Annotated in this window: 22 protein-coding genes, 2 tRNA genes and 1 pseudogene; 12 read left to right on the top strand and 13 right to left on the bottom strand. The window is 69.9% G+C overall.

All coding sequences use genetic code 11. The annotated features are described in order from the left end of the window. Positions 1-57 precede the first annotated feature (57 nt). Complete coding sequence (locus VFF97_RS15035; protein ID WP_414684267.1) at positions 58-1374, bottom strand: ABC transporter substrate-binding protein; 1317 nt, start codon at positions 1372-1374, stop codon at positions 58-60. Positions 1375-1500: 126 nt separating this feature from the next. Continuing rightward, on the bottom strand, positions 1501-2535 hold the full coding sequence (locus tag VFF97_RS15030) for a LacI family DNA-binding transcriptional regulator (RefSeq protein ID WP_325034307.1): 1035 nt from the start codon (positions 2533-2535) through the stop codon (positions 1501-1503). Positions 2536-2735: 200 nt separating this feature from the next. Between VFF97_RS15030 and VFF97_RS15025 the strand changes: the two genes are divergently transcribed. Next, positions 2736-3179: a MarR family transcriptional regulator gene (locus VFF97_RS15025; RefSeq protein ID WP_325034306.1), complete on the top strand. Its 444-nt coding sequence runs from the start codon at positions 2736-2738 to the stop codon at positions 3177-3179. A gap of 9 nt (positions 3180-3188) precedes the next feature. Then, positions 3189-3653, top strand: a complete 465-nt coding sequence (locus VFF97_RS15020; RefSeq protein ID WP_325034305.1) for a DUF3817 domain-containing protein — start codon at positions 3189-3191, stop codon at positions 3651-3653. Positions 3654-3672: 19 nt separating this feature from the next. On the opposite strand, the gene VFF97_RS15015 is transcribed toward VFF97_RS15020, so the two are convergent. Together VFF97_RS15015 and VFF97_RS16750 are read right to left on the bottom strand one after the other, a co-directional pair. Continuing rightward, positions 3673-4830, bottom strand: coding sequence for a family 1 glycosylhydrolase (locus VFF97_RS15015; protein ID WP_325034304.1), 1158 nt, complete (start codon positions 4828-4830; stop codon positions 3673-3675). Beyond that, positions 4813-4870, bottom strand: a pseudogene (locus VFF97_RS16750) (hypothetical protein); the annotation flags it as partial. The pseudogene VFF97_RS16750 and the gene VFF97_RS15015, both read right to left, overlap by 18 nt. Positions 4871-5196: 326 nt before the next feature. Between VFF97_RS16750 and VFF97_RS15010 the strand changes: the two are divergent. The 3 genes from VFF97_RS15010 (at position 5197) to VFF97_RS15000 (ending at position 5725) form a co-directional block, all read left to right on the top strand. Further along, positions 5197-5268, top strand: a tRNA-Glu gene (locus VFF97_RS15010). A gap of 13 nt (positions 5269-5281) precedes the next feature. Continuing rightward, a tRNA-Glu gene (locus VFF97_RS15005) sits at positions 5282-5358 on the top strand. Positions 5359-5416: 58 nt separating this feature from the next. After that, positions 5417-5725, top strand: a complete 309-nt coding sequence (locus VFF97_RS15000) for a hypothetical protein (protein WP_325034303.1) — start codon at positions 5417-5419, stop codon at positions 5723-5725. A 73-nt stretch (positions 5726-5798) separates the two neighbouring features. Here the strand turns inward: VFF97_RS15000 and VFF97_RS14995 are convergent, their stop codons facing one another. Continuing rightward, positions 5799-6092 (bottom strand): DUF4287 domain-containing protein, encoded by a 294-nt coding sequence (locus VFF97_RS14995; protein ID WP_325034302.1) that lies wholly within the window; start codon positions 6090-6092, stop codon positions 5799-5801. A gap of 44 nt (positions 6093-6136) precedes the next feature. Beyond that, a complete protein-coding gene (locus VFF97_RS14990; RefSeq protein WP_325034301.1) occupies positions 6137-6532 on the bottom strand; it encodes a cupin domain-containing protein in 396 nt (131 codons plus the stop codon). A 77-nt stretch (positions 6533-6609) separates the two neighbouring features. Between VFF97_RS14990 and VFF97_RS14985 the strand changes: the two genes are divergently transcribed. The 4 genes from VFF97_RS14985 (at position 6610) to VFF97_RS14970 (ending at position 11922) form a co-directional block, all read left to right on the top strand. After that, a complete protein-coding gene (locus VFF97_RS14985) occupies positions 6610-7599 on the top strand; it encodes an ArsR/SmtB family transcription factor (RefSeq protein WP_325034300.1) in 990 nt (329 codons plus the stop codon). 181 nt (positions 7600-7780) lie between these two features. Next, on the top strand, positions 7781-10321 hold the full coding sequence (locus VFF97_RS14980; RefSeq protein ID WP_325034299.1) for an ATP-dependent Clp protease ATP-binding subunit: 2541 nt from the start codon (positions 7781-7783) through the stop codon (positions 10319-10321). 143 nt (positions 10322-10464) lie between these two features. Next, complete coding sequence (locus VFF97_RS14975; RefSeq protein WP_325034298.1) at positions 10465-11103, top strand: VOC family protein; 639 nt, start codon at positions 10465-10467, stop codon at positions 11101-11103. A gap of 54 nt (positions 11104-11157) precedes the next feature. Next, the gene (locus VFF97_RS14970) at positions 11158-11922 is read left to right on the top strand and encodes an LLM class flavin-dependent oxidoreductase (protein WP_325034297.1); all 765 of its coding nucleotides are present in this window, start codon (positions 11158-11160) and stop codon (positions 11920-11922) included. Here VFF97_RS14970 and VFF97_RS14965 read toward each other — a convergent pair. Continuing rightward, complete coding sequence (locus VFF97_RS14965) at positions 11883-12707, bottom strand: DUF2306 domain-containing protein (protein WP_325034296.1); 825 nt, start codon at positions 12705-12707, stop codon at positions 11883-11885. The two genes, VFF97_RS14970 and VFF97_RS14965, sit on opposite strands and share 40 nt — an antisense overlap. A gap of 120 nt (positions 12708-12827) precedes the next feature. Here VFF97_RS14965 and VFF97_RS14960 point away from each other — a divergent pair, with 120 nt between their 5' ends. Both VFF97_RS14960 and VFF97_RS14955 read left to right on the top strand, forming a co-directional pair. Continuing rightward, a complete protein-coding gene (locus VFF97_RS14960) occupies positions 12828-13703 on the top strand; it encodes an LLM class flavin-dependent oxidoreductase (RefSeq protein ID WP_325034295.1) in 876 nt (291 codons plus the stop codon). Between the two features lie 58 nt (positions 13704-13761). Then, a complete protein-coding gene (locus VFF97_RS14955; protein WP_325034294.1) occupies positions 13762-15282 on the top strand; it encodes an ATP-dependent DNA ligase in 1521 nt (506 codons plus the stop codon). 24 nt (positions 15283-15306) lie between these two features. Here the strand turns inward: VFF97_RS14955 and VFF97_RS14950 are convergent, their stop codons facing one another. After that, entirely contained in the window at positions 15307-16713 is a 1407-nt protein-coding gene (locus tag VFF97_RS14950) for an MDR family MFS transporter (protein WP_325034293.1), read from the bottom strand. A 291-nt stretch (positions 16714-17004) separates the two neighbouring features. Between VFF97_RS14950 and VFF97_RS14945 the strand changes: the two genes are divergently transcribed. After that, complete coding sequence (locus VFF97_RS14945) at positions 17005-17700, top strand: NAD-dependent deacylase (protein ID WP_325034292.1); 696 nt, start codon at positions 17005-17007, stop codon at positions 17698-17700. An 87-nt stretch (positions 17701-17787) separates the two neighbouring features. Here VFF97_RS14945 and VFF97_RS14940 read toward each other — a convergent pair whose 3' ends face one another. From VFF97_RS14940 to VFF97_RS14920, 5 genes are all read right to left on the bottom strand, one after another. Further along, entirely contained in the window at positions 17788-19059 is a 1272-nt protein-coding gene (locus tag VFF97_RS14940; protein WP_325034291.1) for a sugar ABC transporter permease, read from the bottom strand. Continuing rightward, a complete protein-coding gene (locus VFF97_RS14935) occupies positions 19059-19865 on the bottom strand; it encodes an ATP-binding cassette domain-containing protein (protein WP_325034290.1) in 807 nt (268 codons plus the stop codon). Before VFF97_RS14935 ends, VFF97_RS14940 begins: the two co-directional genes overlap by 1 nt. 86 nt (positions 19866-19951) lie before the next feature. After that, on the bottom strand, positions 19952-21031 hold the full coding sequence (locus VFF97_RS14930; protein WP_325034289.1) for a substrate-binding domain-containing protein: 1080 nt from the start codon (positions 21029-21031) through the stop codon (positions 19952-19954). A 182-nt stretch (positions 21032-21213) separates the two neighbouring features. Next, positions 21214-22422: a sugar ABC transporter permease gene (locus VFF97_RS14925; protein WP_325034288.1), complete on the bottom strand. Its 1209-nt coding sequence runs from the start codon at positions 22420-22422 to the stop codon at positions 21214-21216. Beyond that, positions 22419-23214 (bottom strand): ATP-binding cassette domain-containing protein (locus VFF97_RS14920; protein ID WP_325034287.1); only part of this gene is annotated, 796 nt, incomplete at its 5' end. The genes VFF97_RS14925 and VFF97_RS14920, both read right to left, overlap by 4 nt.

The following is a 23214-nucleotide window of genomic DNA, read 5'->3' as shown; positions in this document are numbered from 1 at the left end:
GGCGGGCGGGGGCGTCACCCCAGCGGGTGCGCACCCCGCCCGCTTCTGATCAGGAGATCAGCGGAAGTCCGCTGTTCCCTCTTCGTACTGCTTGCCGAGGTTCGCGTTCGTCGTCGCCGCGTCCTGCGAGCCGGTCACGAGGCCCTGCAGCTCCTGGACGATGACGTCGTAGAAGCCCGGCGCGGGCCAGTCGGGGTAGAACGACAGGCCGTCATCGGCGAGGATCCCGTTGAACGTCTCGATGAGCTCCGCGCTCTTCTCGTCGGTGATGTCGGCGGGATCGGCCGCCACCGGCACGCCACCGTTGTTGCCGATGATCGCCTGGATCTCGGGACGCATCGTGATGTCGATGAACTTGTAGGCGAGATCCTTGTTCGCCGCGTTCTCGGGCACGACCCAGAGGTTGCCCGACGATCCGAGCGACAGCTTCGTCTCGCCCGGGAAGGCCTGGAAGGTCCAGTCGAAGCCGGTCGCCTCGTTCACGAACCGGCCGAACCACCACGACCCCGACACGAAGATCGGCGCGGTGCCGTTGATGAAGGACACACCCGCGTCCTCGGCCTTGATCGAGGAGACGTCCTTGGCGATGTAGCCGTTGTCGACGTACTCCTTGAGCGTGTCGGTGGCGTATGTGATCTCCGGGCCCTGCCAGTCGACCGGCCCCTCGTAGAGCTGGTAGGCGTCGACGAACGAGCGGTCGCCCTTCGTCAGCGCGAGCTGGTACCAGAGCTGGCCGAGCGGGTACTCCGCGCCGGCCTCGGCCAGCGGCGTGATGCCCTTCGCGACGAACGCGTCGAGGACGCCCACGAACTCGTCGTACGTGGTCGGGAGCTCCAGGCCCGCCTCTTCGAAGGCGTCGAGGTTGTAGTAGACGCCGACGAACTCGCCGTAGTTGGGGATGCCGTACCAGGTGTCGCCGCCCATGACGCCGTCTTCGGTGTACTTCGCGGTCGTCTGCAGCGACGGGGCGAGCTTGTCGGCCCAGCCGTATTCCTCGACCGCATCCGTGATGTCGCTGATGAGGCCCGTGCTGGCCAGGAACCCGGCGGTGGCGTTGCCCTTGTTGAACTCCATGAGGTCCGGCGCCGCGTCGGTGTCGAGCACCTGGCTGGCCGTCTTCTGGATCTGCTCGAAGGACTTCTCTTCGAACTCGACCTTCGCGCCGGTCTCCTTCTCGAAGACCTCGATGGCCTCGGCCCACGCCTTGCCCATCGCGCTGTCGGCGCCCTCGTAGTGCCACAGCTTGAGCGTCTCTCCGTCGCCGCTGTCGCTGCCGCTTCCGCCCGCGCAGGCGGTCAGGGCCACCGTGGCCACCGCCAGCGAGCCCACGACCGCGAGCGCGCGCTTCGTGGTCTTCCGTGTCATGCGTGCCATCCTCGGCACTCCTTTCTGGTGTCCCTTGCGGGAGGGGGATTCCGGATCGAAGCGCTTCGACCGACACCGGACGAATCGAAGCGCTTCGAGTTCGGAGACGGCTGTGTTCAGTTGTGCAGGAGGGGACTACGAGATCGGCGTCTCGGTCCGCGCACTCGGCGCGGCGATCGAGCGGCGATCGACGTAGGTCGGGGGGATCAGGTGGAGGCCGGGCTCCAGGTGGTCACCGCTCACGCTGCGGACCGCCAGCTCGACGGCGAGGCCGCACGACGCGTCGGGGATGAGCGGGATCGTGTCGACGGGGACCGACAGCGTTGCGGTGTCGAAGGACGCCGCCACCGAGATGATCGACACGTCCTCGGGGATGCGCAGCCCGCGCGCTTCGATCTCGGCGAACGCCGCTGTGTGCGCGTCGTCGGCCGCGTGGATGAGCAGCGCCGTCGCACCCTCGTCGAGGAGCTCACCGGTCGCCTTGCGCGTTCGCCCACGGCTGGAGTGCGTATGGCCCGATGTGCGCCACGAGAGTCGGATGCCGCGCTCGCCCGCGCGTCGTTCGGCGGCCGTGCGCAGGCGCGGCGGGAAGTTCGACTTCTCGTACGCCACATCGGGCTGGCCGATGAGGCCGATTCGCACGTGGCCGGCGTCGGCGAGACGATCGACGGCGAGTGCGGCGGCAGCCTCGAAGTCGAGGTCGACGCACACGAGTCCCTCGTGGTCGTTCGGCACGCCGATGAAGACCGTCGGCGTCGCGATCGCGCGCGAGAGCGCGACCCGCTCGTCTTCGGGAGCCACATCGAGCACGAGGATCGCGTCGACGAGACCGCTCGCGGCGACCCGGCCCATCCCCGCCGACGCCTCTTCGTCGGTCAGCAGAAGGATGTCGTAGTCGTGCCGGCGGGCGGCGACGGCCGTGGCGAGGACGAATGACATGTGCGTCGGCGCGTGAGTGTCCTTGCGCAGCGGCTCGGTGAGCGCGAAGATCTGCGTGCGCGAGCCGGCGAGCATGCGCGCGCCGGCATTCGGCCGGTATCCCAGTTCGCGCACCGCCTTCTCGATGCGGCGGCGCGTGTCAGGGGCCACGGGCCGCTTGCCGCTGAGCGCGTACGAGACGGTGCTGATCGAGACGCCGGCGGCCTTGGCTACTTCGTCGATCTTCGCCATCGGGACTCCGTCGTCATCGGATCGTGCTGCGCGAGCAGCGGCCGTTCGTGGTATCGAAGCGCTTCGCGGAAGCGCTTCGATAAGCGATCATAAGTGCTGGCCGCGGGGGATGCAACCCATGCGCCCGACGGAGTGTCGCCGGCCGGCCGGGCGCGCCCGATGGCCTCGCGGGCCGGAGTGGATGGTTAGCATGAAGCGTCATGCCCGAGCGCCCCACCTCCAGTCCCGTGCTCGCGCTCCTCACGGTCTCCAGCGTGTGGGAGGCGCGTCTGTCGGCGGTGCTCAAAGACCTGGGGCTCAGCACCCGCAAGTACGGGCTCCTCGCACACATCCACGCGTCACCCGGGATCTCGTTCTCGGAGCTCGCGCGCCTCTCGCACATCACCGTGCAGACGGCTCATACAGCCGTGCGTGCTCTGCAGGATGAGGGATTGGTGCAGGATGCCACGGCACATGCCGGTGCCGCATCCGACCTTCGGGCGACGGCTCGCGGCGAAGCGGCACTCGCGGATGCCGAATCTCGCCTCGCACGCCTGGACAGGCAGTTCGAGATGGAGGCTCCGCGGCTGGCAGAGGTGCTGGAAAATGCACACGAAGAGCTGTCGCCGCACGCTGCGGACGGGAGCGCGGAATCCTTCAGTTAGGCTGAAGGAATGTTCCGCACGCCGCTCCGCCTGTTCCGGACCCTGGCGATCCTCGAAGCCGTCTCGTGGACGCTCCTCATCGTCGGCCTGCTGCTCCGGGCGTTCGCCGATCTGCCGATCGCGGCCACGATCGGCGGCGGCATCCACGGATTCGTGTTCCTCTCGTACGGTGCGACCGCGGTCCTCGTCGCGATGAACAACAGGTGGCGCCCCTGGCCCGCAGCGGTGGCCATCGTGAGCGCGATCATCCCGTACGCGACGATTCCCACCGAGATCTGGCTGCAGCGCACGGGCCGTCTCGTAGGGGAGTGGCGCCTCGAGGAGACCGCCGACCCGCGAGACGCTCGCTGGCATGACCGATGGCTGCGGTGGTTCCTGCGCCGGCCATGGGTGCTGGCGGTCCTCATCGCCCTCGCCGTCATCGCCCTCTACGTCGCGCTGCTGATCATCGGCCCTCCGGGCGGCCGACACTGACGAACGGTAGGCGCCGGGTCTAGACGACCGCGTTCCTTCTCACGGCCTCTCTGAACCAATCGGCGCTGAGCTTGGGCGTGCGCTCGAGGGTTTCGAAGTCGACGTAGATGAGTCCGAAGCGGTTGCCGAAGCCGTCCATCCACTCGAGATTGTCCTGCGCGGACCAGTGGAAGTAGCCGTGTACGGGAATGCCTTCCGAGGTCGCCCGTTGCAGCTGCGTGAGGTACGCGCGCAGGAACATCACACGGTCGGAGTCGTAGACGCGCCCGTCCGCGGTGAGGACGTCGGAGGCGGCGCATCCGTTCTCTGTGATGTAGATGGATTGCGCGCCCCAGATGGACTGCATGTGACGCGGTGCCCAATACAGGACTTCGGGGTCGAACACGTGCCAGCTCGACAGCATCTTCGGATGCGACGCGTTGATGGGGACGTCGCGGTAGCCGGGCGCTTCGTCGGCGGGTTCGATGTACCAGCCGGGCCTGTAGACGTTGATGCCGACGAAGTCCAGGGGTGAGGCGATGATGGCGAGCTCGTCATCGGTGAAGGTCGGGGTCGTGCCGCCCGCCGATGCGAGGTAGTCGTCGGTGTAGCGGCCCTCCATCATGACGGTCATGAATCCGGCGTTGCGCTCGCGGGTGGCGGCTTCGGCGGCCCGCACGTGCTCGGGTGTGTCGAGGACCGGAACCGCGACGCGGATGTTCTCGGCGAAGCCGACCTTCGTGCCTTCCGGACCTTGCGCGCGGATCGCCTGGACCGCGAGCCCGTAGCCGAGAACGGCATGATGGCGCACCTGCTTGAGCTCGGCATCCGAAACGGATACGGCCGGTGCGGCGCCGAGGTGGATCGTCTTGCCGCCGCCGACCTGCACATCGACGCCCTGGTAGCCGGCTTCGACGAATGAGGCGAATTCGTTGATGGTGAAGTAGTGCCTCACGCGGTCGCCGAGCTGCTCGGCGACGAAGCCGGCGTAGTCGGCGAACGCCTTGGCGGTCTCCTTGCTCCGCCAGCCGCCGTGCGCGTCCTCCAGCGTCTGGGGGAGATCCCAGTGGTAGAGGGTCGCGAACGGCTCGATCCCGGCGGCGAGAAGCTCGTCGACGAGCCGGTTGTAGAAGTCTCGAGACGCCTTTGCCGTCCTCGTTCCACGCCCCCTCGATCTGATAAGCGGATGTCGCGACACCCCACGTGAACCCGTCCGGGAATTTCCGATCGGCACTCATGTCAACCTCCGTTGCCCGTGGTCTGCGATGGGCGGAAGGCCGCGAGTCGGCTTGCCGAGGCGAGTCGGCTGATCGACCAATTCCTCAGCATGGCCCTGCGATCAGGCTTCGGCAAGGGGGCAGGCGACTCGTACGTGCGGTCGCCGGAATATTCGACCGCCGCATCGCATTGTCGATAATGGGAGGAGTCCTCCGAGGACTCACCCCTCGACGGCAGTCGGCGCGCACCGTCTCTCACGAGGATCGGGCCGTCCTGATCGGGCCATCCGCTCTCGACGAGCGGCCATCTCCACGCGTGAGAGCGGGCGCGCCACGCTGTCACTTCGGGCCCCATCGTCTAGCGGTCAGGACACTGCCCTCTCACGGCAGCAGCGCGGGTTCGAGTCCCGCTGGGGTCACGATCACCGACTCGGCCGGGTTGCTCTGCTGGTAGGGGCGACTGCGCTTTCACCGCAGGTACGACGCGGGTTCGATTCCCGTCCCGGTCACGACTCGCTCACCGCGAGCACCGTCCGCAACCGCACACCACGTGAAAGGAGTGACACCATGGCCCACGTCATCACCCTGCCCCGAGAGTTCTTCGGGCGAGCCACGGCCCGCCGGCTGGCGGCCGGCATCAACGACACCGATATCGCGCTGGACGCGGGCAGTGTCCTCCGCCACAACACCCCCGCCCTGGACGAACTGGTCAAGCAGCTCCTCAACGCCGACGTCGAGCGCGTCGTGACGGTGAACGCGAGCCCCACGTTCCAGCGGGCGCTGCAGGTCATCCACCGCGCCCGCACCCGGCCCGAGCGCACGTTCCTGCTCACATTCCGCGACGTGCCCGCCGAGGCGCTGCTGCGCGCCGTGTGAGTCCGGGATGACAACAGACGAAGAGGGGCGGATGCCGCGGCATCCGCCCCCTCTTCACGTCTCCGCGCTCGCGTTAGTTGCGATTCGGATTCGTCGCGGCACCGTCGAGCCACAGCGTGTCGGACTCGTCGCGGTGGACTCCGTCGGTGCCGACGTGCTTCGTGGGGATCTGCGGGCCCTTCGTGATGACGTGCACGAGCGCCATCGCGTGCCCGCGACCGAGGCCGTAGTCGGCCGCGAGCCACTCGATGATCGGCGTCGCCTTCGAGTCGGGGCCGAAGCCCTTCTCGGTGGCGATGTCGACGAGCTGGCGGGGCGTGAGCCCGGTCTTCTTCTCGATCGTGTCGAGGTAGGCCTGGAATGACATGGGTTCCTCCGTGGTGTGTGAGTGGTGCCGGGGGTGGTGCGGGCTTACTCTTCTTCGGCCCAGGTCTGGATGATGACGTCGGATGCGTGGATGCAGAGCACGCGCAGGCGGTCCTCGCCCACGTTCTCGAAGCGGTGCCACACACCGGCCGGGCCCGTGACCGTGTCGCCCTCTCGGGCGATCAGCTTGCGGTCGCCGATCGTGATCTCGGCGGTGCCGGCCAACACGACCCACGTCTCGGTGTAGGGGTGCCAGTGCAGGCCGGGGCCTTCGCCGGGCTCGTTGTCGACGAAGAAGTACGAGATGCCGGCGCCGTGATCGCGGCCGACGAACCGGCGCGTGCGCCTCGTGCCGACGCGCAGGGCCTCGGCGGGGATGATCTCCTCGGTGCCGGCGGGTGCGTGCATCGCGGGGGACATGGTGATCTCTGCGGCGTTCATCTGATGTCTCGATTCCTTGCGGTGGTTTCGATGTGTAGAGACTGCCGCCGCGGCATCCGCCACCGTAGTCTTTCGATGTGAGTCGAAACTTCGTCGTGTTCCGGCTGGCCGCCGATGACATCTCGGCGATCCGCTTCGGGGTGTCGCCGAGGCACGAGCTGTGCCACGCCGTGCGGGTGCTGCAGCGGCCGGCGGAGCATCCGCTGCAATGGGGCTGGTTGCGCAGCGTTCGCTCGAAGGTGCCGCGCGAAGCGTTCGAGCTCTTCGCGGTGCTCGTGCGCGAGCGCGGATACTTCCCCGACTTCCTCACGACGACGCCGACATGGGACCTCGAGCCCGCCGATGAGGCCGAACGCCTGCGGGACGTACCCGACGAGCTCATGCGCGTCGACCTCGGAAAGGTCGCGGTGCGCTCGGAGGGGTCGCGGCGGCGGGCCGTCGAGGCGATGCTCGACAACATCCCGCGCGCCCGCGCGATGATCGCCGACGCGTGGCTCGAACTGTGGACGGCGCTTCTCGAGCCGGTGTGGCCGCAGCTCGAGCGCATGCTGCGTGCCGACATCGCCGTCCGTTCGCGTCGCGTCGCGACCGAGGGGCTCGCGAGCATGGTCGGAGGGCTCCATCGCACGGTCGACTGGAGCGCGGGCGGATTGCGCGTCGAGCTCGGATTCCATTCCGAAGTGCTCGACTGCCGCGGATCCGGCATCGTCCTCGTGCCGTCGGTGTTCGCCCAGCAGGGTTGCGCGGTGCTGACCGAACCGCCCGCGCAGCCGACGCTCTTCTATCCGGCGCAGGGCGTGACAGAGAGGTGGGCGGCGGATGCCACGGCCCGCGACGATGCGCTCGCGGCGCTTCTCGGACCGGCGCGCGCCGGCATCCTGCTCACGGCGCACGAGTCGCGTACGACATCGCAGATCGCCGCCGACGCGGGGCTCGCACTCTCGACCGCGTCGCACCACCTTACAGTGCTGCGCGTCGCCGGTCTCATCGCTAGCCGGCGCGATGGACATCGCGTGCTGCACCTGCGCACTCCGCTCGGCGAGGCGCTCGTGGGCGCCGGGCTCTGACACCCCTCCTCGCGTCGGAAGGGATTCTTCCCGGTGCGGCGTCGCTGCGCCGAGCGTCCGGCATCTCAGCGCTGTTTCGCGTGGTCGGGAATACCGAGGGCGGGAGCGCGTTGAACTTGATACGAATCTGCTCAAGTTTGTAAACTTGACAGCGCAAGACTCAAGTCCAGGAGACCGATTAATGCCTGAAGACACCACTCCCACCGGCGGCTCGTTCGACGAGTTCCTCGCGCGGTACCTCGCGGGTGAGCGGGCACGCGCGGAGCGGTCGATCGACCTCAGCCGCTTCTTGAGCGCACGCACGCAGGAGATCCTGCAGCGCGCGGGTCAGTACGCGCTCTCGCGCGGTCAGCGTGAGTTGGACGCTCTGCACGTGCTGCGCGTGATCGTGGGGGAGTCTCCCGCGCGCGACGCCGTCGAGCGCATCGGCGCAGACCCGCGCGCGATCGCTCGCGCTGCGGACGACCGACTTCCCGCCGCCGGGGCCCCGGCCGACGTCGACGGCGCCGTCGTGACTCCGTCCGTTCAGCGCGCGCTGTTCCACGCGTTCCAGGTCGCCCGTTCGTCCGGCTCGACGTACGTCGACCCCGAGCACCTCTTCTTCGCCCTCGTCCTCGCGCAGGACACTCCGGCCGGCCGCGTGCTGGCCGACGCCGGCGTGACGGCCGAGGCCCTCACGCAGGGCGTCCGCGAGACGGTCGCCCCGAACGGCGCGCCTGCCGGCGACGAGCAGGAGGATGAGGCATCCGAGACGCCCATGCTCGACAAGTACGGCACCGACCTCACCGCGCTCGCCGCGGCGGGCGAGCTCGACCCGGTCATCGGCCGTGCCGATGAGATCGAGCAGACCATCGAGATCCTCAGCCGACGCACCAAGAACAACCCGGTGTTGATCGGCGAGGCGGGCGTCGGCAAGACCGCGATCGTCGAGGGCCTCGCGGCCGCGATCGTGGCGGATGCCGTGCCCGAGCAGCTGCGCGGCAAGCGCGTCATCGCGCTCGACCTTCCGGCGATGCTCGCCGGCACGCGGTTCCGCGGCGACTTCGAGGAGCGCCTCACCAAGACGATGGACGAGATCGCCTCGCTCAAGGGCGAGTTGATCGTGTTCGTCGACGAGGTGCACACGGTCGTCGGCGCAGGCGCAGGCGGCGAGGGCGCGATGGACGCGGGCAACATCCTCAAGCCCCGCCTCGCGCGCGGCGAGCTGCACCTCGTGGGTGCGACCACGCTCAAGGAGTACCGCGTGATCGAGAAGGATCCCGCGCTGGAGCGCCGCTTCCAGCCCGTGAAGGTCGGCGAGCCCTCGATCGAGGATGCGGTGCTGATCCTGCACGGCCTCAAGCCCGCGTACGAGGAGCACCACGCCGTCACCTACACCGACGAGGCGCTGCGCGCCGCCGTCGAGCTGAGCGACCGGTACCTCACCGAGCGCGTACTGCCAGACAAGGCGATCGACCTCATCGACCAGGCGGGCGCACGGCTGCGTCTGCGCCTCGGCGCCAAGGTCGACGTGTCGGAGCTCATGGAGCGTCTGGCGGCGCTCGAGGCCGACAAGAACGCGGCCGTCTCGGCGGAGCACTACGAGGAGGCCTCGCGCATCCGCGATGAGATCGCGGCGGTGCAGGCCAAGATCGAGGAGGCGACGACGACCGGCGGCGGTGGTCTCGAGGCTGTCGTCGACGAGGCCGAGATCGCCGCTGTGATCAGCCGTGCGACCGGGATCCCCGTGAGCCGACTCACCGAGACCGAGCGCGAGCGCCTGGCGAACCTCGAGGCCGAGCTGCACGAGCGGGTCATCGGGCAGGACGAGGCCGTCGCCGCCGTCGCGAAGGCCGTGCGCCGCAACCGCACGGGCATGGGCGACGCGCGTCGTCCGGTCGGATCGTTCCTGTTCCTCGGCCCCACCGGCGTCGGTAAGACCGAGCTGGCAAAGGCCCTCGCGGCATCGCTGTTCGACGACGAGGGCGCCGTGATCCGCTTCGACATGAGCGAGTTCGGCGAGCGCCACACGGTGTCGCGCCTGGTCGGCGCCCCTCCGGGGTACGTCGGCTACGACGAGGCCGGTCAGCTCACCGAGCGCGTGCGTCGCAACCCGTACTCGATCATCCTGTTCGACGAGATCGAGAAGGCGCACCCCGACGTGTTCAACCTGCTCCTGCAGGTGCTCGACGACGGGCGCCTGACCGACGGTCAGGGGCGCACGGTCGACTTCCGCAACACGGTCGTGGTCATGACGTCCAACCTCGGCAGCGAGTTCCTCGCGTCGCGCGCCGGCGCGATCGGGTTCGTCGCCGACGGCGGCGGTGAGACCGGGTTCGGCTCCGAGAAGGATCTGCGCGACCGCGTGTTCGCGAAGCTCCGCGAGTCGATGCGACCCGAGTTCCTCAACCGCATCGATGAGATCGTGCTGTTCCGCAAGCTCGACCGCGAGCAGCTGCGCGAGATCGTGGCGCTCATGATCCGCGCGACCGCCGACCGCCTCGCGCGTCGCGAGGTCACGATCGACGTGACGGATGCCGCGGTGGACTGGCTCGCCGAGCACGGGTACGAGCCCGAGTACGGCGCCCGCCCGCTCCGGCGCCTGATCCAGCGCGAGGTCGACGACCGCGTCGCCGACCTGTTCGTGACGGGCGCGCTCGTCGACGGCGGGTCCGTGACGGTCGACGTGGCGGGCGATCAACTCTCCGTGACGTCGGACACGGCGGTGCCGCAGGCCGCGTAAGGCCGTCCGACACAGGTTCCCGCTCGCAGCGGAACGAGGCCGCCACCCACTCCGGGTGGCGGCCTTCGTCGCATCCGGACGATCTTGCACATCGAGCAGGAATCGAGAAGTGTGCGACGAGCCACCCGCGTAGCGTCGCCGGTATGAACACGACGGACAGCACGACCATCACCTCCATCGATGCGGTGACTCTCGAAGCGCCCGACCCCGAAGCGGCTGCCGCGTTCTACCGGACCGCATTCGGCCTCGACTCGCAGGTGCGCACCCGCGCGGCGCAGTCGGAGACGGGCGGATTCCGCGGCTTCACACTGTCGCTCGTCACGGCTCAGCCGGCGAACGTGCAGGCGCTCTTCGACGCCGCCGTCGCGGCCGGGGCGACGGTCGTGAAGCCGACCGAGAAGTCGCTTTGGGGCTTCGGCGGAGTCGTGCAGGCGCCGGACGGCGCCATCTGGAACCTCGCGAGCTCGACGAAGAAGGACTCCGCACCGGCGACGCGCGAGTTCGAGAGCATCGTGCTGCTGCTCGGGGCCGACGACGTCTCGGCGAGCAAGAAGTTCTACACCGCACGCGGTCTGTCGGTCGCGAAGGGCTTCGGCAGCTACGTCGACTTCGCGCTGCCCTCGAGCCGCATCGGTCTCGGCCTCTACAAGCGGCGTGCGCTCGCGAAGTCGGTCGACGTCGATCCCGCGGGAACGGGTTCGCACCGCTTGCTCATCCACTCCGACGGCGGATCGTTCACCGACCCTGACGGCTTCGAGTGGGCGCCGTCGTCCGCGGGGTGAGGCCGCCCCCGCCCCGGGTGGCGGGGCTTGCCGCATCCGGGGCATGCTCGAAGCATGCCTGAAGCTCTCGTCTCGATCGGCGTCGCCGCGGCCCTCGGCCCCGACACGATCGCCGCGATCGCCCCCGCCGTGGAATCGGCGGGGTTCCACGCCCTCTGGGTCAACGACACTCCGGGCGCCGACGCGCTCGCGGCGCTCGCGGCGGCGGCAGCCGTCACCGACCGGCTCACTCTCGCGACCGGCGTCGTGCCGATGGACCGCCGCCCGCCCGAGTCGATCGCCGACGCGGTGCGTGCGCTCCCGCAGGACCGGCTCGTGCTGGGCATCGGGTCGGGCGCAGCGCGCTCCGGCGTGCTCGCGCTCATGCGCGAGTCTGTGCGGCGACTGCGCGAGGTGACGTCGGCGCGCGTGCTCATCGGGGCGCTGGGGCCACGGATGCGCCGCCTCGGCGCCGCGGAGGCGGACGGCGTGCTGCTGAGCTGGCTCACTCCCGAAGCCGCGAAGGCGCAGGCGGCCGAGGCGCACGCCGCCGGTCCGGCCGCGCAGGCCTCGCTGTATGTCCGTGCGGCGCTCGACCCCGATGCCGTGCAGCGGCTCGAGGAGGAGGCGGGGCGCTACGGGGCGTTCCCGCAGTACCGGGCGAACTTCGAGCGCCTCGGAATCGCGCCGGGTGCGACCGTCCTGCGCCCGGACGACTTCGGGCGCGGCATCCGCGAATACCGATCGGCCGTCGACGAGGTCGTGTTGCGCGCGATCGTCGCGGAAGACGACGTCGCGGCCTACACGCGGTTCATCGAGACGGCGGCGTCGAGCGTCTGACAAGGTGCCCGAACCGACTCTCGGGCGTTGGGCGGCGCGATCCGGTACGAGGGCAGTCCGCGGCGGCGGATGAGCCACTCGGCGACGAGGAGGTTGGGGATCCACGCCAGGAACGGCACCACACCGTAGGCGTTGTCGAACGCCGCCTCGAAGTCGAAGCCGTCAGGGCCGGCGAACGGGATCTGCGCGAAGATGAGGGCGAACAGCCAGAGCCGCAGCGTCACCGCGCTGTAGGTGACGGCGAAGGTGCGCATCATCCACGCGCGGTGGTTCGCGACGTCGCCGCGCCGGATCGCGCGGTACGCGCGCCATCCGGCGTACAGCCACACCATTCCCAGCCCGCCGAACCCGAAGAGGCCCACGAGACCCGCGGAGTTGAACGGCGCGATGACGAGGGCTCCGACGGCGCCGACCGCGAGGCCGACGAGCGCGACGCGGCCGATCCAGCGGTGCACCTTCGGAGCGCGTTCGCGCAGCATCCGCACGAACTGCAGCGGCATCAGTGCGAGCGCGACGCCTCCGCCGACGATGTGCGCGTAGAAGCCGCCGACGACGACGGGGGACTGGGTCGCGTAGTGGTCCGCGAGACCCGCGGTTCCTCCACCTGTCTCGGCGAGATCGGAGAGTGCGGCTGTGAGGTACGGGACCACCGCGTAGGCGACGATCGCGAGTGACGAGAGCAGCACCCAGGTCCATCCGATGCGGGTGCCGAGTCGACCGGGGCTCGGTGAGGGGCCGGTCGAGGCGGGTCGGGTCGTGGTCGCGACCCCGTTGTGCACGCTCATGCGCTCAAGCTAGGACCGGCGTGCGGCCGGGGCGATGCCGCCAGCCCCCGAATCGACCGGGGGGTGACCCCCGCATCCGGCGATGTCGCGGATGTCGGCGATCGGCGGCAGAGTAGCCGCATGACCCGCGTCGGCGCCATCTTCAGTCCGTACCCGAACCCGCCCGAAGCCTTCCGCGCCGCGGTCGAAGCCGCCGAGGAGGCGGGCGTTCCCGAGCTCTGGATCTGGGAGGACTGCTTCCGCCAGTCGGCGTTCGCGACGGCATCCGCCGCTCTCGCGTGGACGGAGCGGCTGCGCATCGGGATCGGCATCGCGCCCATGCCGTTGCGCAACGTCGCGGCGACCGCGATGGAGATAGCGACGATCGAGCGCATGTGCCCGGGGCGGCTTCTGCCGGGCGTCGGGCACGGCGTGCTGCCGTGGATGGCGCAGGTCGGCGCGCGGGCCGCGTCGCCGCTGACGCTCATGCGAGAGTACGTGCCCGCGCTGCGCGCACTGCTCGCCGGCGAAGAGGTCACGGTGGACGGGCGCTATGTGACGCTCGACCACGTGCGGCTCGACTGGCCGCCCGCCGCCGCGCCGCGCGTGTACTGCGCCGCCGAGGGGCCGAAGACGCTGCGGCTCGCGGGAGCCGTCGCCGACGGCGTGCTCCTCAACAGCGGGTACGCGCCCGATGCGATCGCGCGCTCGGTCGAGGCGGTGCGAGCAGGTCACGCCGAAGCGGGGCGCGATGACCGGTTCGACGTCGCGGCGTACGTCGTCGCCGCATTCGAGCCGGACGCCGCAGCCCGCGCCGCCGCCGAGGTGGAGGAGATCTCGCCGGGCTCGGATCCGCGTGCCGCGGTGCTCGCGGGCGCGCCGGATGAGGTCGCGGCCGAGATCGCTCGCTTCGCCGACGCCGGGATCGACGACATCGTGTTGCTGCCGCCGCGCGAGGAGCCCGACCTCGCGGCCTACTTCCGAAACGTCGGCGAGGTGGCGCGGCTGATCGCGTGATCCCGGGGAGCGCGCGGTGAGCGCCGACCGTGTCGGACGGCGGTGCGAGAATGCGGGGATGCTGCTGTCCCAGGTGGTCGACACCGTCGACGCGGTCGCCGCGACGCGCTCGCGACTCGCCAAGATCGACGCACTCGCGACGCTTCTGGGCGGGCTGACGCCCGACGAGCTGCCCATCGCGGTGGGCTTGCTGACGGCGAGTCCCCGCCAGGGGCGACTGGGCGTCGGATGGCGTGGGTTCGCGAACCTCGCGGTCGAGCACGCCACCGGGCCGACGCTCACGGTGCGCGATGTCGACGCCGCATTCGAGACGCTCGCGAGGACCGCCGGAGCGGGCTCGGTCGCCGCGCGGCGCGATGCCCTCGAGGCGCTCGCGCGGCGGGCGACCGAGCGCGAGTGGGACTTGCTCGTGCGGGTCGTGCTCGGTGAGCTGCGCACGGGAGCGCTCGAGGGAGTGCTCCTCGATGCGATTGCGAAGGCGTCGGATCGTCCTGCGGCGGCCGTGCGACGGGCCGCGATGCTGGCGGGCGATCTCGGCGAGACCGCCCGCATCGCCCTCGCCGAGCCGCCCGCCGCCCTCGACGCGGTCGGGCTGCGCGTCGGACGCCCCGTGCTGCCGATGCTCGCCTCCACCGCGGCGTCGGCGGCCGAAGCCGTTGAGACGGTGGGTGAGGCATCCGTCGAATACAAGCTCGACGGCGCCCGCATCCAGGTGCACCGTGACGGCGACGACGTGCGCGTGTTCACGCGCAACCTCGCCGACATCACGCACCGCGTGCCCGAGATCGTCGAGACGGTGCGGTCGCTGCCCGCCGAGCGGCTCATCCTCGACGGCGAGACGCTCTCGCTCGACGAGGACGGAGGGCCGCGGCTCTTCCAAGACACGATGGCGCGGTTCGGCTCCGAGACGGCGCCGCAGTTCGTGCTGCGCCCGTGGTTCTTCGACGTGCTGCACGCGGACGGCCGCGACCTCATCGACGAGCCTCTCGTCGATCGGCAGAGGGTGCTCGAGCAGGTCGCGGGGCGGTGGCGGATCCCCGGCACCGTCACCGCCGATCCGGCGGCGGCCGACGAGCTCTCGCGCGAGGCGCTCGCCGCCGGCCACGAGGGCGTCGTCGTGAAGGCCATCGACTCGCCGTATGCGGCCGGCCGCCGCGGCAAGAGCTGGATCAAAGTCAAACCCGTGCTCACCTACGACCTCGTCGTGCTCGCCGTCGAGTGGGGGTCCGGCAGACGCACGGGGCAGCTGTCGAATCTGCACCTCGGTGCGTACGACCCTGAGGGGGAGTTCGGGCCCGAGGGCGGGTTCGTCATGGTCGGCAAGACCTTCAAGGGACTCACCGACGAACTGCTGCGGTGGCAGACGGAGTACTTCCCGACGATCGAGACGCATCGCTCGGCGTACGCGGTGCACGTGCATCCGGTCACCGTCGTCGAGATCGCGATCGACGGCGTCCAGAGGTCGCCGCGCTACCCGGGCGGGATCGCGCTGCGCTTCGCGCGCGTCAAGGCGTACCGGCCGGACAAGAACCCGACCGAGGCCGACACGATCCAGACGCTGCGCTCGCTGCTGCGCTGACCCGGATGAGCCCCCGCGGCGAGGTCAGCGCGCCCGCTCCTCGTGGATGGGCACGTGCGGGATGGCCATGCACGCGAAGAGCATCGCGACCGACACGATCGCGACGCCGATGTACACCCCGATTGCACCCGCCTGCACGGCGGCCGCGGTCTCGTGACCGCCGCGATCGTCGATGAGGCTGTTCGCGACCGCGCCGAACACCGCCACTCCGAGCGAACTGCCGATGGAGCGCGCGAGGGCGTTGGTGCCCGACACGACGCCGCGCTGACGCAGCTCGACGGAGGACTGGGCGGCGATGAGCGACGGGTTCGCGACGAATCCGAGCCCGAAGCCGACGATGAAGCATCCGACGCCCGTCAGCAGGGCCGACGGGGTGAACGCGAAGCCCGCGAGCCACACGGCGCCCGCGATCACGATGCTCGAGCCGACGAGTGTCGTCGAGCGGAACCCGATCCGGAGGTACACGTTCCCCGCGAGCGCTCCGCTGATGGGCCACCCGATCATGAGGCCCGCGACCGCGAGCCCCGCCACGATCGGCGACGCGCCCGTCGTCGCCTCGAGGAACGTCGGCGTGTACGAGACGAGGCCGATGAGCACGACGCCGATGAGCAGCCCGACGAGCGCGGTCGCGCTCACGAGGCGACTGCGGAAGACCCACGGGGCGAGGATCGGATCGTCGGCGCTTCGCTCGACGAGCACGAACGCGATGAGCAGCGCGAATCCGCCGCCGAGCACGGCGAACGACTGCCAAGACAGCCAATCCCAGTCGACGCCCCCCTCGAGCACGCCGAGCACGAGCAGCACGAGCGCGGCCGTCAGCAGCACCGCGCCCGCGTAGTCGATGCGTCGGCGGTGGCGTTCGAACGCGGGACGGTAGTTGCGCCACAGCAGGAAGAGCGCGAACAGACCGAGGGGCAGGTTGATCCAGAAGATCCACCGCCACGACGCGAACTGCGCGAGCACACCACCGAGAGTCGGCCCCACAACCGCTGAGATCGCCCACACGCTCGACAGGTACGCCTGCGCGCGGGCGCGTTCGCGGACCGTGTAGATGTCACCCGCGATCGTGAGGACCGTCGGCATGATCGCGCCCGCGCCGATGCCCTGGAGGCCTCGGAAGGCGATGAGCGTCGGCATGTCCCACGCCGTCGCACACAGCACCGAGCCCACGAGGAAGACGCCGACGCCGACGAGCATGATGGGCTTGCGCCCGAACGTGTCGGCGAGCTTCGCGTACACCGGGACCGTCGCCGCCTGCGCGAGCAGATAGATCGAGAAAAGCCAGGGGAACTGCGCGAACCCGCCCAGGTCGCGCACGATCGTCGGCACCGCGGTCGAGAGGATCGTCGAGTCGATCGCGATGAGGAACATCGACAGCATGAGCGCGAGCAGGATGGGCCCGCGTTCGGATCGCAGCCCGATGTCGCTCATCGAGAATCAGGCAACCACACGGAAGGGGGCGTCGCGCAACCGGACCCGCTGAGTGGGGCGTGCACGGAGCATCCGTCGGTTCGCCGTCGCTTTCGTGCCGGCGGCTTCCGAGATCAGGACATCTGGCGGATGCAGGCGAAAGCGACGCCGATCGTCCTGTGTGCGCCAGATGTCCTGATCCGGGCGAGGGGCGCGCGGGCGCCGGGGCCGCGCGGGTGGCGGGGCCGCGGGGGCGGCGGGGCCGCGGCGGCGGCCGGGCGAGGGGCGGTGGCGCGCGCGACAATGGAGCCCATGCGCATCGTCGTGCTCACCGGTGCCGGCATCTCGGCCGAGAGCGGAGTTCCGACGTTCCGGGACGCCGGGGGACTGTGGGAGGGCCACCGTGTCGAAGACGTCGCGACTCCGGAGGCGTTCGAGCGAGACCCCGACACGGTGCAGGCGTTCTACGACGCGCGGCGGCGGGCCGCCGCATCCGTCGAGCCCAATGCCGCTCATCGCGCCCTCGCGCGCCTCGAAGGAGCGCTCGGCGACGACGTGCTCGTGGTGACCCAGAACGTCGACGACCTGCACGAGCGTGCGGGAACCCGGAACCTCGTGCACATGCACGGCGAGCTCAACCGCGCGCTGTGCACCGAATGCGGAGCGCGGCCGGAGTGGCGCGAGGACCTCCTCCATCGGCCGCCGTGCCCCGCGTGCGGGGAACGGGCGCTGCGACCCGACGTCGTGTGGTTCGGCGAGATGCCGTACGACCTCGACCGCATCGAGCGGGCGGTCGTCGCGTGCGATGTGTTCGTCTCGATCGGGACGTCGGGGAGCGTGTACCCCGCCGCCGGGTACGCGGCGCTCGCCTCGGCGTTCGGCGCGCGAACGGTCGAGCTCAACCTGGAGGCGACCGACGGGCTCATCCCGTTCGACGTCGCACGCAAGGGGCCTGCGAGCGTGCTCGTGCCCGCATGGGTCGACGAGGTGCTCGCGGTCGCCGAGTGATGACGCCTGCGAAGGGCGCCGCAGAGATGCGACAGGCGCCGGTCGAGTCGACCGACGCCTGTCGCGGAGCGCGCGCGGAGGCCCGGGCTAGGTTCGCGCTCCGCCCGACCGCAGACGCGAGACCGCGTCGACGGTCGCGGCCAGGATCAGCACGCCGCCCGTGACGAGGAGGTTGACGCCCGCCGGGAGGCGCAGCAGCGCGAGACCGTTCGTGATCGTCGCGATCACGAGCGCGCCGATGGCCGCGTGCATGAGGCGTCCGCGCCCGCCGAAGAGGCTGACGCCGCCGACGACCGCCGCCGCCACACCCGACAGGACGATGTCACGACCCACCGTTGCGTCGACCGAGCCCACGCGCGCGACGCTCAGGAGCGCAGAGAGCACCGCGAGGCTCGAACAGATGACGAACGCCCACCACTTGATCCAGCGCACTTTGACGCCGGAGCGGCGAGCCGCCTCGGCATTGCCGCCGATCGCGTAGATGTAGCGGCCGAACCTCGTGCGGTCGAGCACGAACGTGCCGATCCACAGGATCGCCAGCACGAGGGGGACGACGATCGGCACGCCCGACACCTCGACGACGGACTGGCCGCGGTTCTGGTTGAGCACGTACACGACGATGCCGCCGATGATCGCGATGCTCGCGAGCTTGATCCACACGAGCGAGATCGCGCGGTTCGGCACTCCCGCGCGCGTGCGGCGCGCGCGGTCCCAGAACGACGTGCCGGCCGAGATCGCGAGCATGATCGCGAGCATGAGCCACCCGCCCCATACCGGCAGGTTGCCGTTCTGGATGGCGATGAGCTCAGGGACCTGCAGGCGGTACAGGCCGCCGGGGCCGATGATGACGAGCGCGAGTCCCTGGAAGCCGAGGAACAGGCCCAATGTCACGACGAAGGATGGAATCCCGACTCTCGCGACGAAGAAGCCTATGAAGGCGCCGGTGAGGAACCCGAAGCCGAACCCGATGATGAGCGCGAGCGGCCACGCGATGCCCACGACGGCGTTGAGCACGACGAACAGCGCCATGCCGACGCCGCCCGTGACGCCGGCCGACAGGTCGATCTCTCCCAGCAGCAGCACGAACACGAGCGCCATGCCGAGCACGACGAGCGTCGCCGCCTGGTTCAGCAGGTTCGCGAAGTTGCGCTCGGTGAGGAAGAACGGGCTCAGGAACGAGAAGAGGACGCCGAGCACGAGGAGTCCGGCGACGGCCGGAAGGGCGCCCATGTCGCCGCTGCGCACGCGCTGCCACCATGCCTGCACCTGATCGCCGAGGCCGCCCTCGACGCCGCTTCCGATGAGGTCCGCGGCGACGGGATCCGGCGCGGCTTCAGTACGAGTCGCGTTGCTGCTCATCACACGTCCCCTTCGGTGTTGATGCTCGACGTCTCGATGATGTCGACGCCTCCCATGGTCTTCGTGCCGGTGATGTACCCGACGACCTCGTCGCGCGTCGTCTCGCTCGTCGGCACCTGGGCGACCATCTGCCCGAGATACAGCACGGCGATGTCGTCGGCGACGGCGAAGACGTCGGCCAGGTTGTGGCTGATGAGGATCACGGCCACGCCCTGGTCCGAGAGGCGGCGCACGAGGTTGAGCACCTGCTCGGTCTGCGCGACGCCGAGGGCCGCGGTCGGCTCGTCGAGGATCACGACGCGCGCCTTCTTCAGCACGGCGCGTGCGATCGCGACGGTCTGACGCTGACCGCCCGAGAGCGAAGACACCTTCTGGCGCACCGACTTGACCGTGCGGACGGAGAGCGATCGCAAGGTGTCGGATGCCTCGCGCTCCATGACACCCTCGTCGAAGGTGCCGAACGAGAGCTCCTCGCGTCCGAGGAACATGTTCTGCACGATGTCGAGGTTGTCGCACAGTGCGAGGTCCTGGTACACGACCTCGATGCCGAGTTCGGCGGCGGCGCGGGGGGTGTGCAGATCGCGGTGCTCGCCGTCGATGCGCACCTCGCCCTCGTCGTACGGCTGGACGCCGGCGAGGCCCTTGATGAGCGTGGACTTTCCGGCACCGTTGTCGCCGACGAGGGCGGTGACCTTGCCGGGGTAGACCTTGAGATCGACCCCCTTGAGGACGTTGACGGGGCCGAACGATTTCTTGACGCCGATCAGTTCGATGATCGGCTCAGTCGCGGTGAGGGTCTGGGACATACTCGCTTCCTTGCGGTGTCGGACTCAGCGCGCGAGGGGCGCCGCGCCTCGTTGACGCGACGCCCCCGCGGCTTCTGACCGTTACGTTACGGCGTGACTCCGAACTCTTCACAGGCCGCCATGACGTCGGGCGTGCAGACGTCGTCGTACGCTGCGTCGCCCGCGGCGATGACGTCCTTGACCTCGTTCGGGCCGACGAGCAGCGGCGTCACCTGGACGTACGGCGTGCCGTCCTCGAGCTCGGCTTCGGTCTCGACCGTCTCGCCGCTCAGCAGAGCGATCGCGACCTCGACGGCGGCCTCGGCCTCGTCCTTGACGGGCTTGTAGACCGTGGCGGTCTGCCATCCGAGGAGGATGTTCTGCAGACCCGCGACGTTCGCGTCCTGGCCGGACACGGCCACGCCCTGGAGGTTGTTGTCCTGGAGGACCTTGATGACACCCGCGGCGTTCGTGTCGTTCGCCGCCCAGACGCCGTGGACAACGCCGTTCAGGCTCGTGAGGGCCTGCTCGAAGTTGGTCTGCGACTTGGCCTGGTCCCATGCCCCGGGCGGCTCGGCGGCCGGCGTGATGCCCGCCTCCGACAGCACCTCGTCGGCGCCGTCGTGGAACATCTTGGCGTTGCCGTCGGTCGGGTCGCCGCCGATGTAGACCACGACGGCCTCGGCGGGGTCGACGCCCGCGGCCTCGAGGCCGTTGAGCACCGTCTGACCCTGCAGGCGGCCGACCTCGACGTTGTCGAACGACACGTAGTAGTCGGCCCCGGCGAACGGACGGTCGTAGGCGATGACCGGGATGCCCTCGGCCTTGGCCTTGGCGGCCACGGCCTCGGCGGCGCCCTGGTAGTCGACGAGCAGCATCACGCCGCAGCCCTGCGTGAGCTGCTGGTCGGCGATCGTGGAGAACTTGTTGACGTCGCCCTGCGCGTTCTGGATGTCGACCTCGAACCCGGCCCCTTCCAGACCCTCCTGGAGGTACTTGCGGTCGAAGTTCTCCCAGCGGGGCGACGACGCGGCGTCGGGCAGGATCACGCACGCACGGCCCGCGGCGTCGCCGCCGCCGTCGCCGCCATCCGTGGGGGTGCCTCCGCCGCTGCCGGCACACGCCGTGAGCAGCAAGGCCGCCGCGCCGCTGAGAGCGGCTGCGGCGAGGAGTGATGACTTCTTCATCATTCGCCTTTCGTCGTTGAATTCGCGATCGCGAGGTTGGTGCAGTTCGCGCTGGGTCGATACTTCCGGGCCGACCCCTTGGCGTCAAGTCTTGAACATAACGCTTTTGCAACCGGCGAACGGCGTTCGGCGCGTGAATTCAGAAACGAAACGATTCGATGGCGGATGCGGGGCTCATGGGTTCAGGCGCGGCCCGTCGCGGCCCGCGTGCGACGCGAGATCGAGTCGACGATGACCGCCAGCACGAGCACTGCGCCGGTCACCATGAACTGCACCGACGAGTTCAGGCTCAGGAGCGTGAGACCCGACGAGATCGACTGGATCACGATGACGCCGAGCAGCGCGGCGAACGCGGTGCCGCGTCCTCCGAACAGCGACGCGCCCCCGATGATCGCCGCCGCGATCGCGTTGAGGTTGGTGTCGCCGCCACCCGAGCTCTGGTTCGCCGCGGCCAAGCGTGCGGCGGCGAGGATGCCGCCCACGGCCGCGAGGCTCGAGCACAGCGCGAACACCGACAGGTAGATGCGGTCGACCCGGATGCCGGCGCGCCGCGCCGCCTCGACCGAGCCGCCCACCGCGTAGACGGCGCGTCCCCATCGCGTGCGCGTGAGCACGATGTGCATCGCCACGACGAGGGCGACGAAGAACAGGAACATCACCGAGACGCCGCGCGCGAGGTTGAGGTACCACGCGGCCGCGAGGAGGACCACGAGGAGGGCGCCCGCGCGCAGCGCGATCTCGCGGTAGCTCTGACTCTCGAGGTTCGCCGCCGCACGGCGGCGCGCACGCCGGATGAGCGACCACGCGTACGCGGCGACCGAGAGGACGACCACCACGTACGAGGCCCACGCCGGCAGGAACCACTGCTGCGCGAACTCCACGATCCACGAGTCGAACGGCAGGTTGATCGAACCCGTCTCGCCGAGGACCCACAGCTGCAGCCCGAGGAACCCGAGGAGCCCCGCGAGCGTCACCACGAAACTCGGCAGCCCGAAGCGAGCGTGCAGCCAGCCGTAGAGGAGGCCCACGAGGCATCCGGTCGCCACCGCCGCCACGATGGCGACGATCAGCGGCCAGCGCAGCTGCACGAACCCGACCGCGAGGATTGCGGCTGCCAGCCCCGAGACCGACCCGACCGACAGGTCGATCTCGCCGAGCAGCAGCACGACGACGACCCCGAGCGAGATGATGCCGATCGACGCGCATTGCATCGTGAGGTCGACGAGGTTGCGGCTCGACAGGAACACCGGATTCACCGCCTGGAACACCGTCCAGATGACGACGAGTCCGACGATGACCGGGAGCGGCCCCAGATCGCCGCCGCGGATGCGCGCCCACAGGCGCTCGGCAGAGCCGCGCACCCCCGTGGCGTCGATCGCCTCGCCCGTCACGACGCGCCGCCCCGTCGCCGTCCGCGACGCGGTTCGCGCGAGGTCAGCGGGATGACGTCGGCGTCCGGACGGTCGTCGGTCCTTTCCGCCGGCGCGGGCGGAATGCGCCCTGTGGGCGTGCGGCGGGCGCCGGTGTTGTCGATCGCGCCCGTGATCGCGGCGATGAGCGTCTCGCTCGTGACATCCGCCGCGTTGTACTCGCCGTTGTTGCGACCGAGCCGCAGCACCACGATGCGGTCGGCGACCGCCATGACCTCGGCCATGTTGTGGCTGATGAGCACGACGCCGTGACCGCGTTCGCGCAGTCGCTCGATGAGGTTGAGCACCTCGGCCGTCTGCGCCACGCCGAGGGCCGCGGTCGGCTCGTCGAGGATCACGACGCGCGGCTCGCCGATGAGCGAGCGCGCGATCGCGACCGTCTGGCGCTGCCCGCCCGAGAGTGAGGCGACGGGAATGCGCACCGACGGGATCTTCGCGGCGAGCTCGCGCAGCAGCGCCCACGTGCGCTGCTCCATGTCGACCTCGTCGAGCTTGCCCTCGCTCACGAGCTCGCGGCCGAGCCACAGGTTCGCGACGACGTCGAGGTTGTCGCACAGCGCGAGGTCCTGGAAGACGGTCGCGATGCCGAGCTCCTGCGCGTCGGCGGGGCTCGAGATCGTGACCTCGTCGCCGTCGAACTCGATGGTTCCGGCATCCGGCGGATGCACCCCCGCCAGCACCTTCACGAGCGTCGACTTGCCCGCGCCGTTGTCGCCCACGAGCGCGACGACCTCGCCCTCGTTGACCCAGAAG

It is taken from the genome of Microbacterium sp. (assembly GCF_035687345.1).
GTDB lineage: Bacteria > Actinomycetota > Actinomycetes > Actinomycetales > Microbacteriaceae > Microbacterium.
This window is presented reverse-complemented; position numbering and strand designations above follow the sequence as displayed.

Excerpts from the sequence above, each read along its gene's own strand:
- VFF97_RS15035 (WP_414684267.1), bottom strand. The coding sequence starts at position 1,374 with ATGGCACGCATGACACGGAAGACCACGAAGCGCGCGCTCGCGGTCGTG.
- VFF97_RS15030 (WP_325034307.1), bottom strand. The coding sequence starts at position 2,535 with ATGGCGAAGATCGACGAAGTAGCCAAGGCCGCCGGCGTCTCGATCAGC.
- VFF97_RS15025 (WP_325034306.1), top strand. The coding sequence starts at position 2,736 with ATGCCCGAGCGCCCCACCTCCAGTCCCGTGCTCGCGCTCCTCACGGTC.
- VFF97_RS15020 (WP_325034305.1), top strand. The coding sequence starts at position 3,189 with ATGTTCCGCACGCCGCTCCGCCTGTTCCGGACCCTGGCGATCCTCGAA.
- VFF97_RS15000 (WP_325034303.1), top strand. The coding sequence starts at position 5,417 with ATGGCCCACGTCATCACCCTGCCCCGAGAGTTCTTCGGGCGAGCCACG.
- VFF97_RS14995 (WP_325034302.1), bottom strand. The coding sequence starts at position 6,092 with ATGTCATTCCAGGCCTACCTCGACACGATCGAGAAGAAGACCGGGCTC.
- VFF97_RS14990 (WP_325034301.1), bottom strand. The coding sequence starts at position 6,532 with ATGAACGCCGCAGAGATCACCATGTCCCCCGCGATGCACGCACCCGCC.
- VFF97_RS14980 (WP_325034299.1), top strand. The coding sequence starts at position 7,781 with ATGCCTGAAGACACCACTCCCACCGGCGGCTCGTTCGACGAGTTCCTC.
- VFF97_RS14975 (WP_325034298.1), top strand. The coding sequence starts at position 10,465 with ATGAACACGACGGACAGCACGACCATCACCTCCATCGATGCGGTGACT.
- VFF97_RS14970 (WP_325034297.1), top strand. The coding sequence starts at position 11,158 with ATGCCTGAAGCTCTCGTCTCGATCGGCGTCGCCGCGGCCCTCGGCCCC.
- VFF97_RS14965 (WP_325034296.1), bottom strand. The coding sequence starts at position 12,707 with ATGAGCGTGCACAACGGGGTCGCGACCACGACCCGACCCGCCTCGACC.
- VFF97_RS14960 (WP_325034295.1), top strand. The coding sequence starts at position 12,828 with ATGACCCGCGTCGGCGCCATCTTCAGTCCGTACCCGAACCCGCCCGAA.
- VFF97_RS14955 (WP_325034294.1), top strand. The coding sequence starts at position 13,762 with ATGCTGCTGTCCCAGGTGGTCGACACCGTCGACGCGGTCGCCGCGACG.
- VFF97_RS14950 (WP_325034293.1), bottom strand. The coding sequence starts at position 16,713 with ATGAGCGACATCGGGCTGCGATCCGAACGCGGGCCCATCCTGCTCGCG.
- VFF97_RS14945 (WP_325034292.1), top strand. The coding sequence starts at position 17,005 with ATGCGCATCGTCGTGCTCACCGGTGCCGGCATCTCGGCCGAGAGCGGA.
- VFF97_RS14940 (WP_325034291.1), bottom strand. The coding sequence starts at position 19,059 with ATGAGCAGCAACGCGACTCGTACTGAAGCCGCGCCGGATCCCGTCGCC.
- VFF97_RS14935 (WP_325034290.1), bottom strand. The coding sequence starts at position 19,865 with ATGTCCCAGACCCTCACCGCGACTGAGCCGATCATCGAACTGATCGGC.
- VFF97_RS14930 (WP_325034289.1), bottom strand. The coding sequence starts at position 21,031 with ATGAAGAAGTCATCACTCCTCGCCGCAGCCGCTCTCAGCGGCGCGGCG.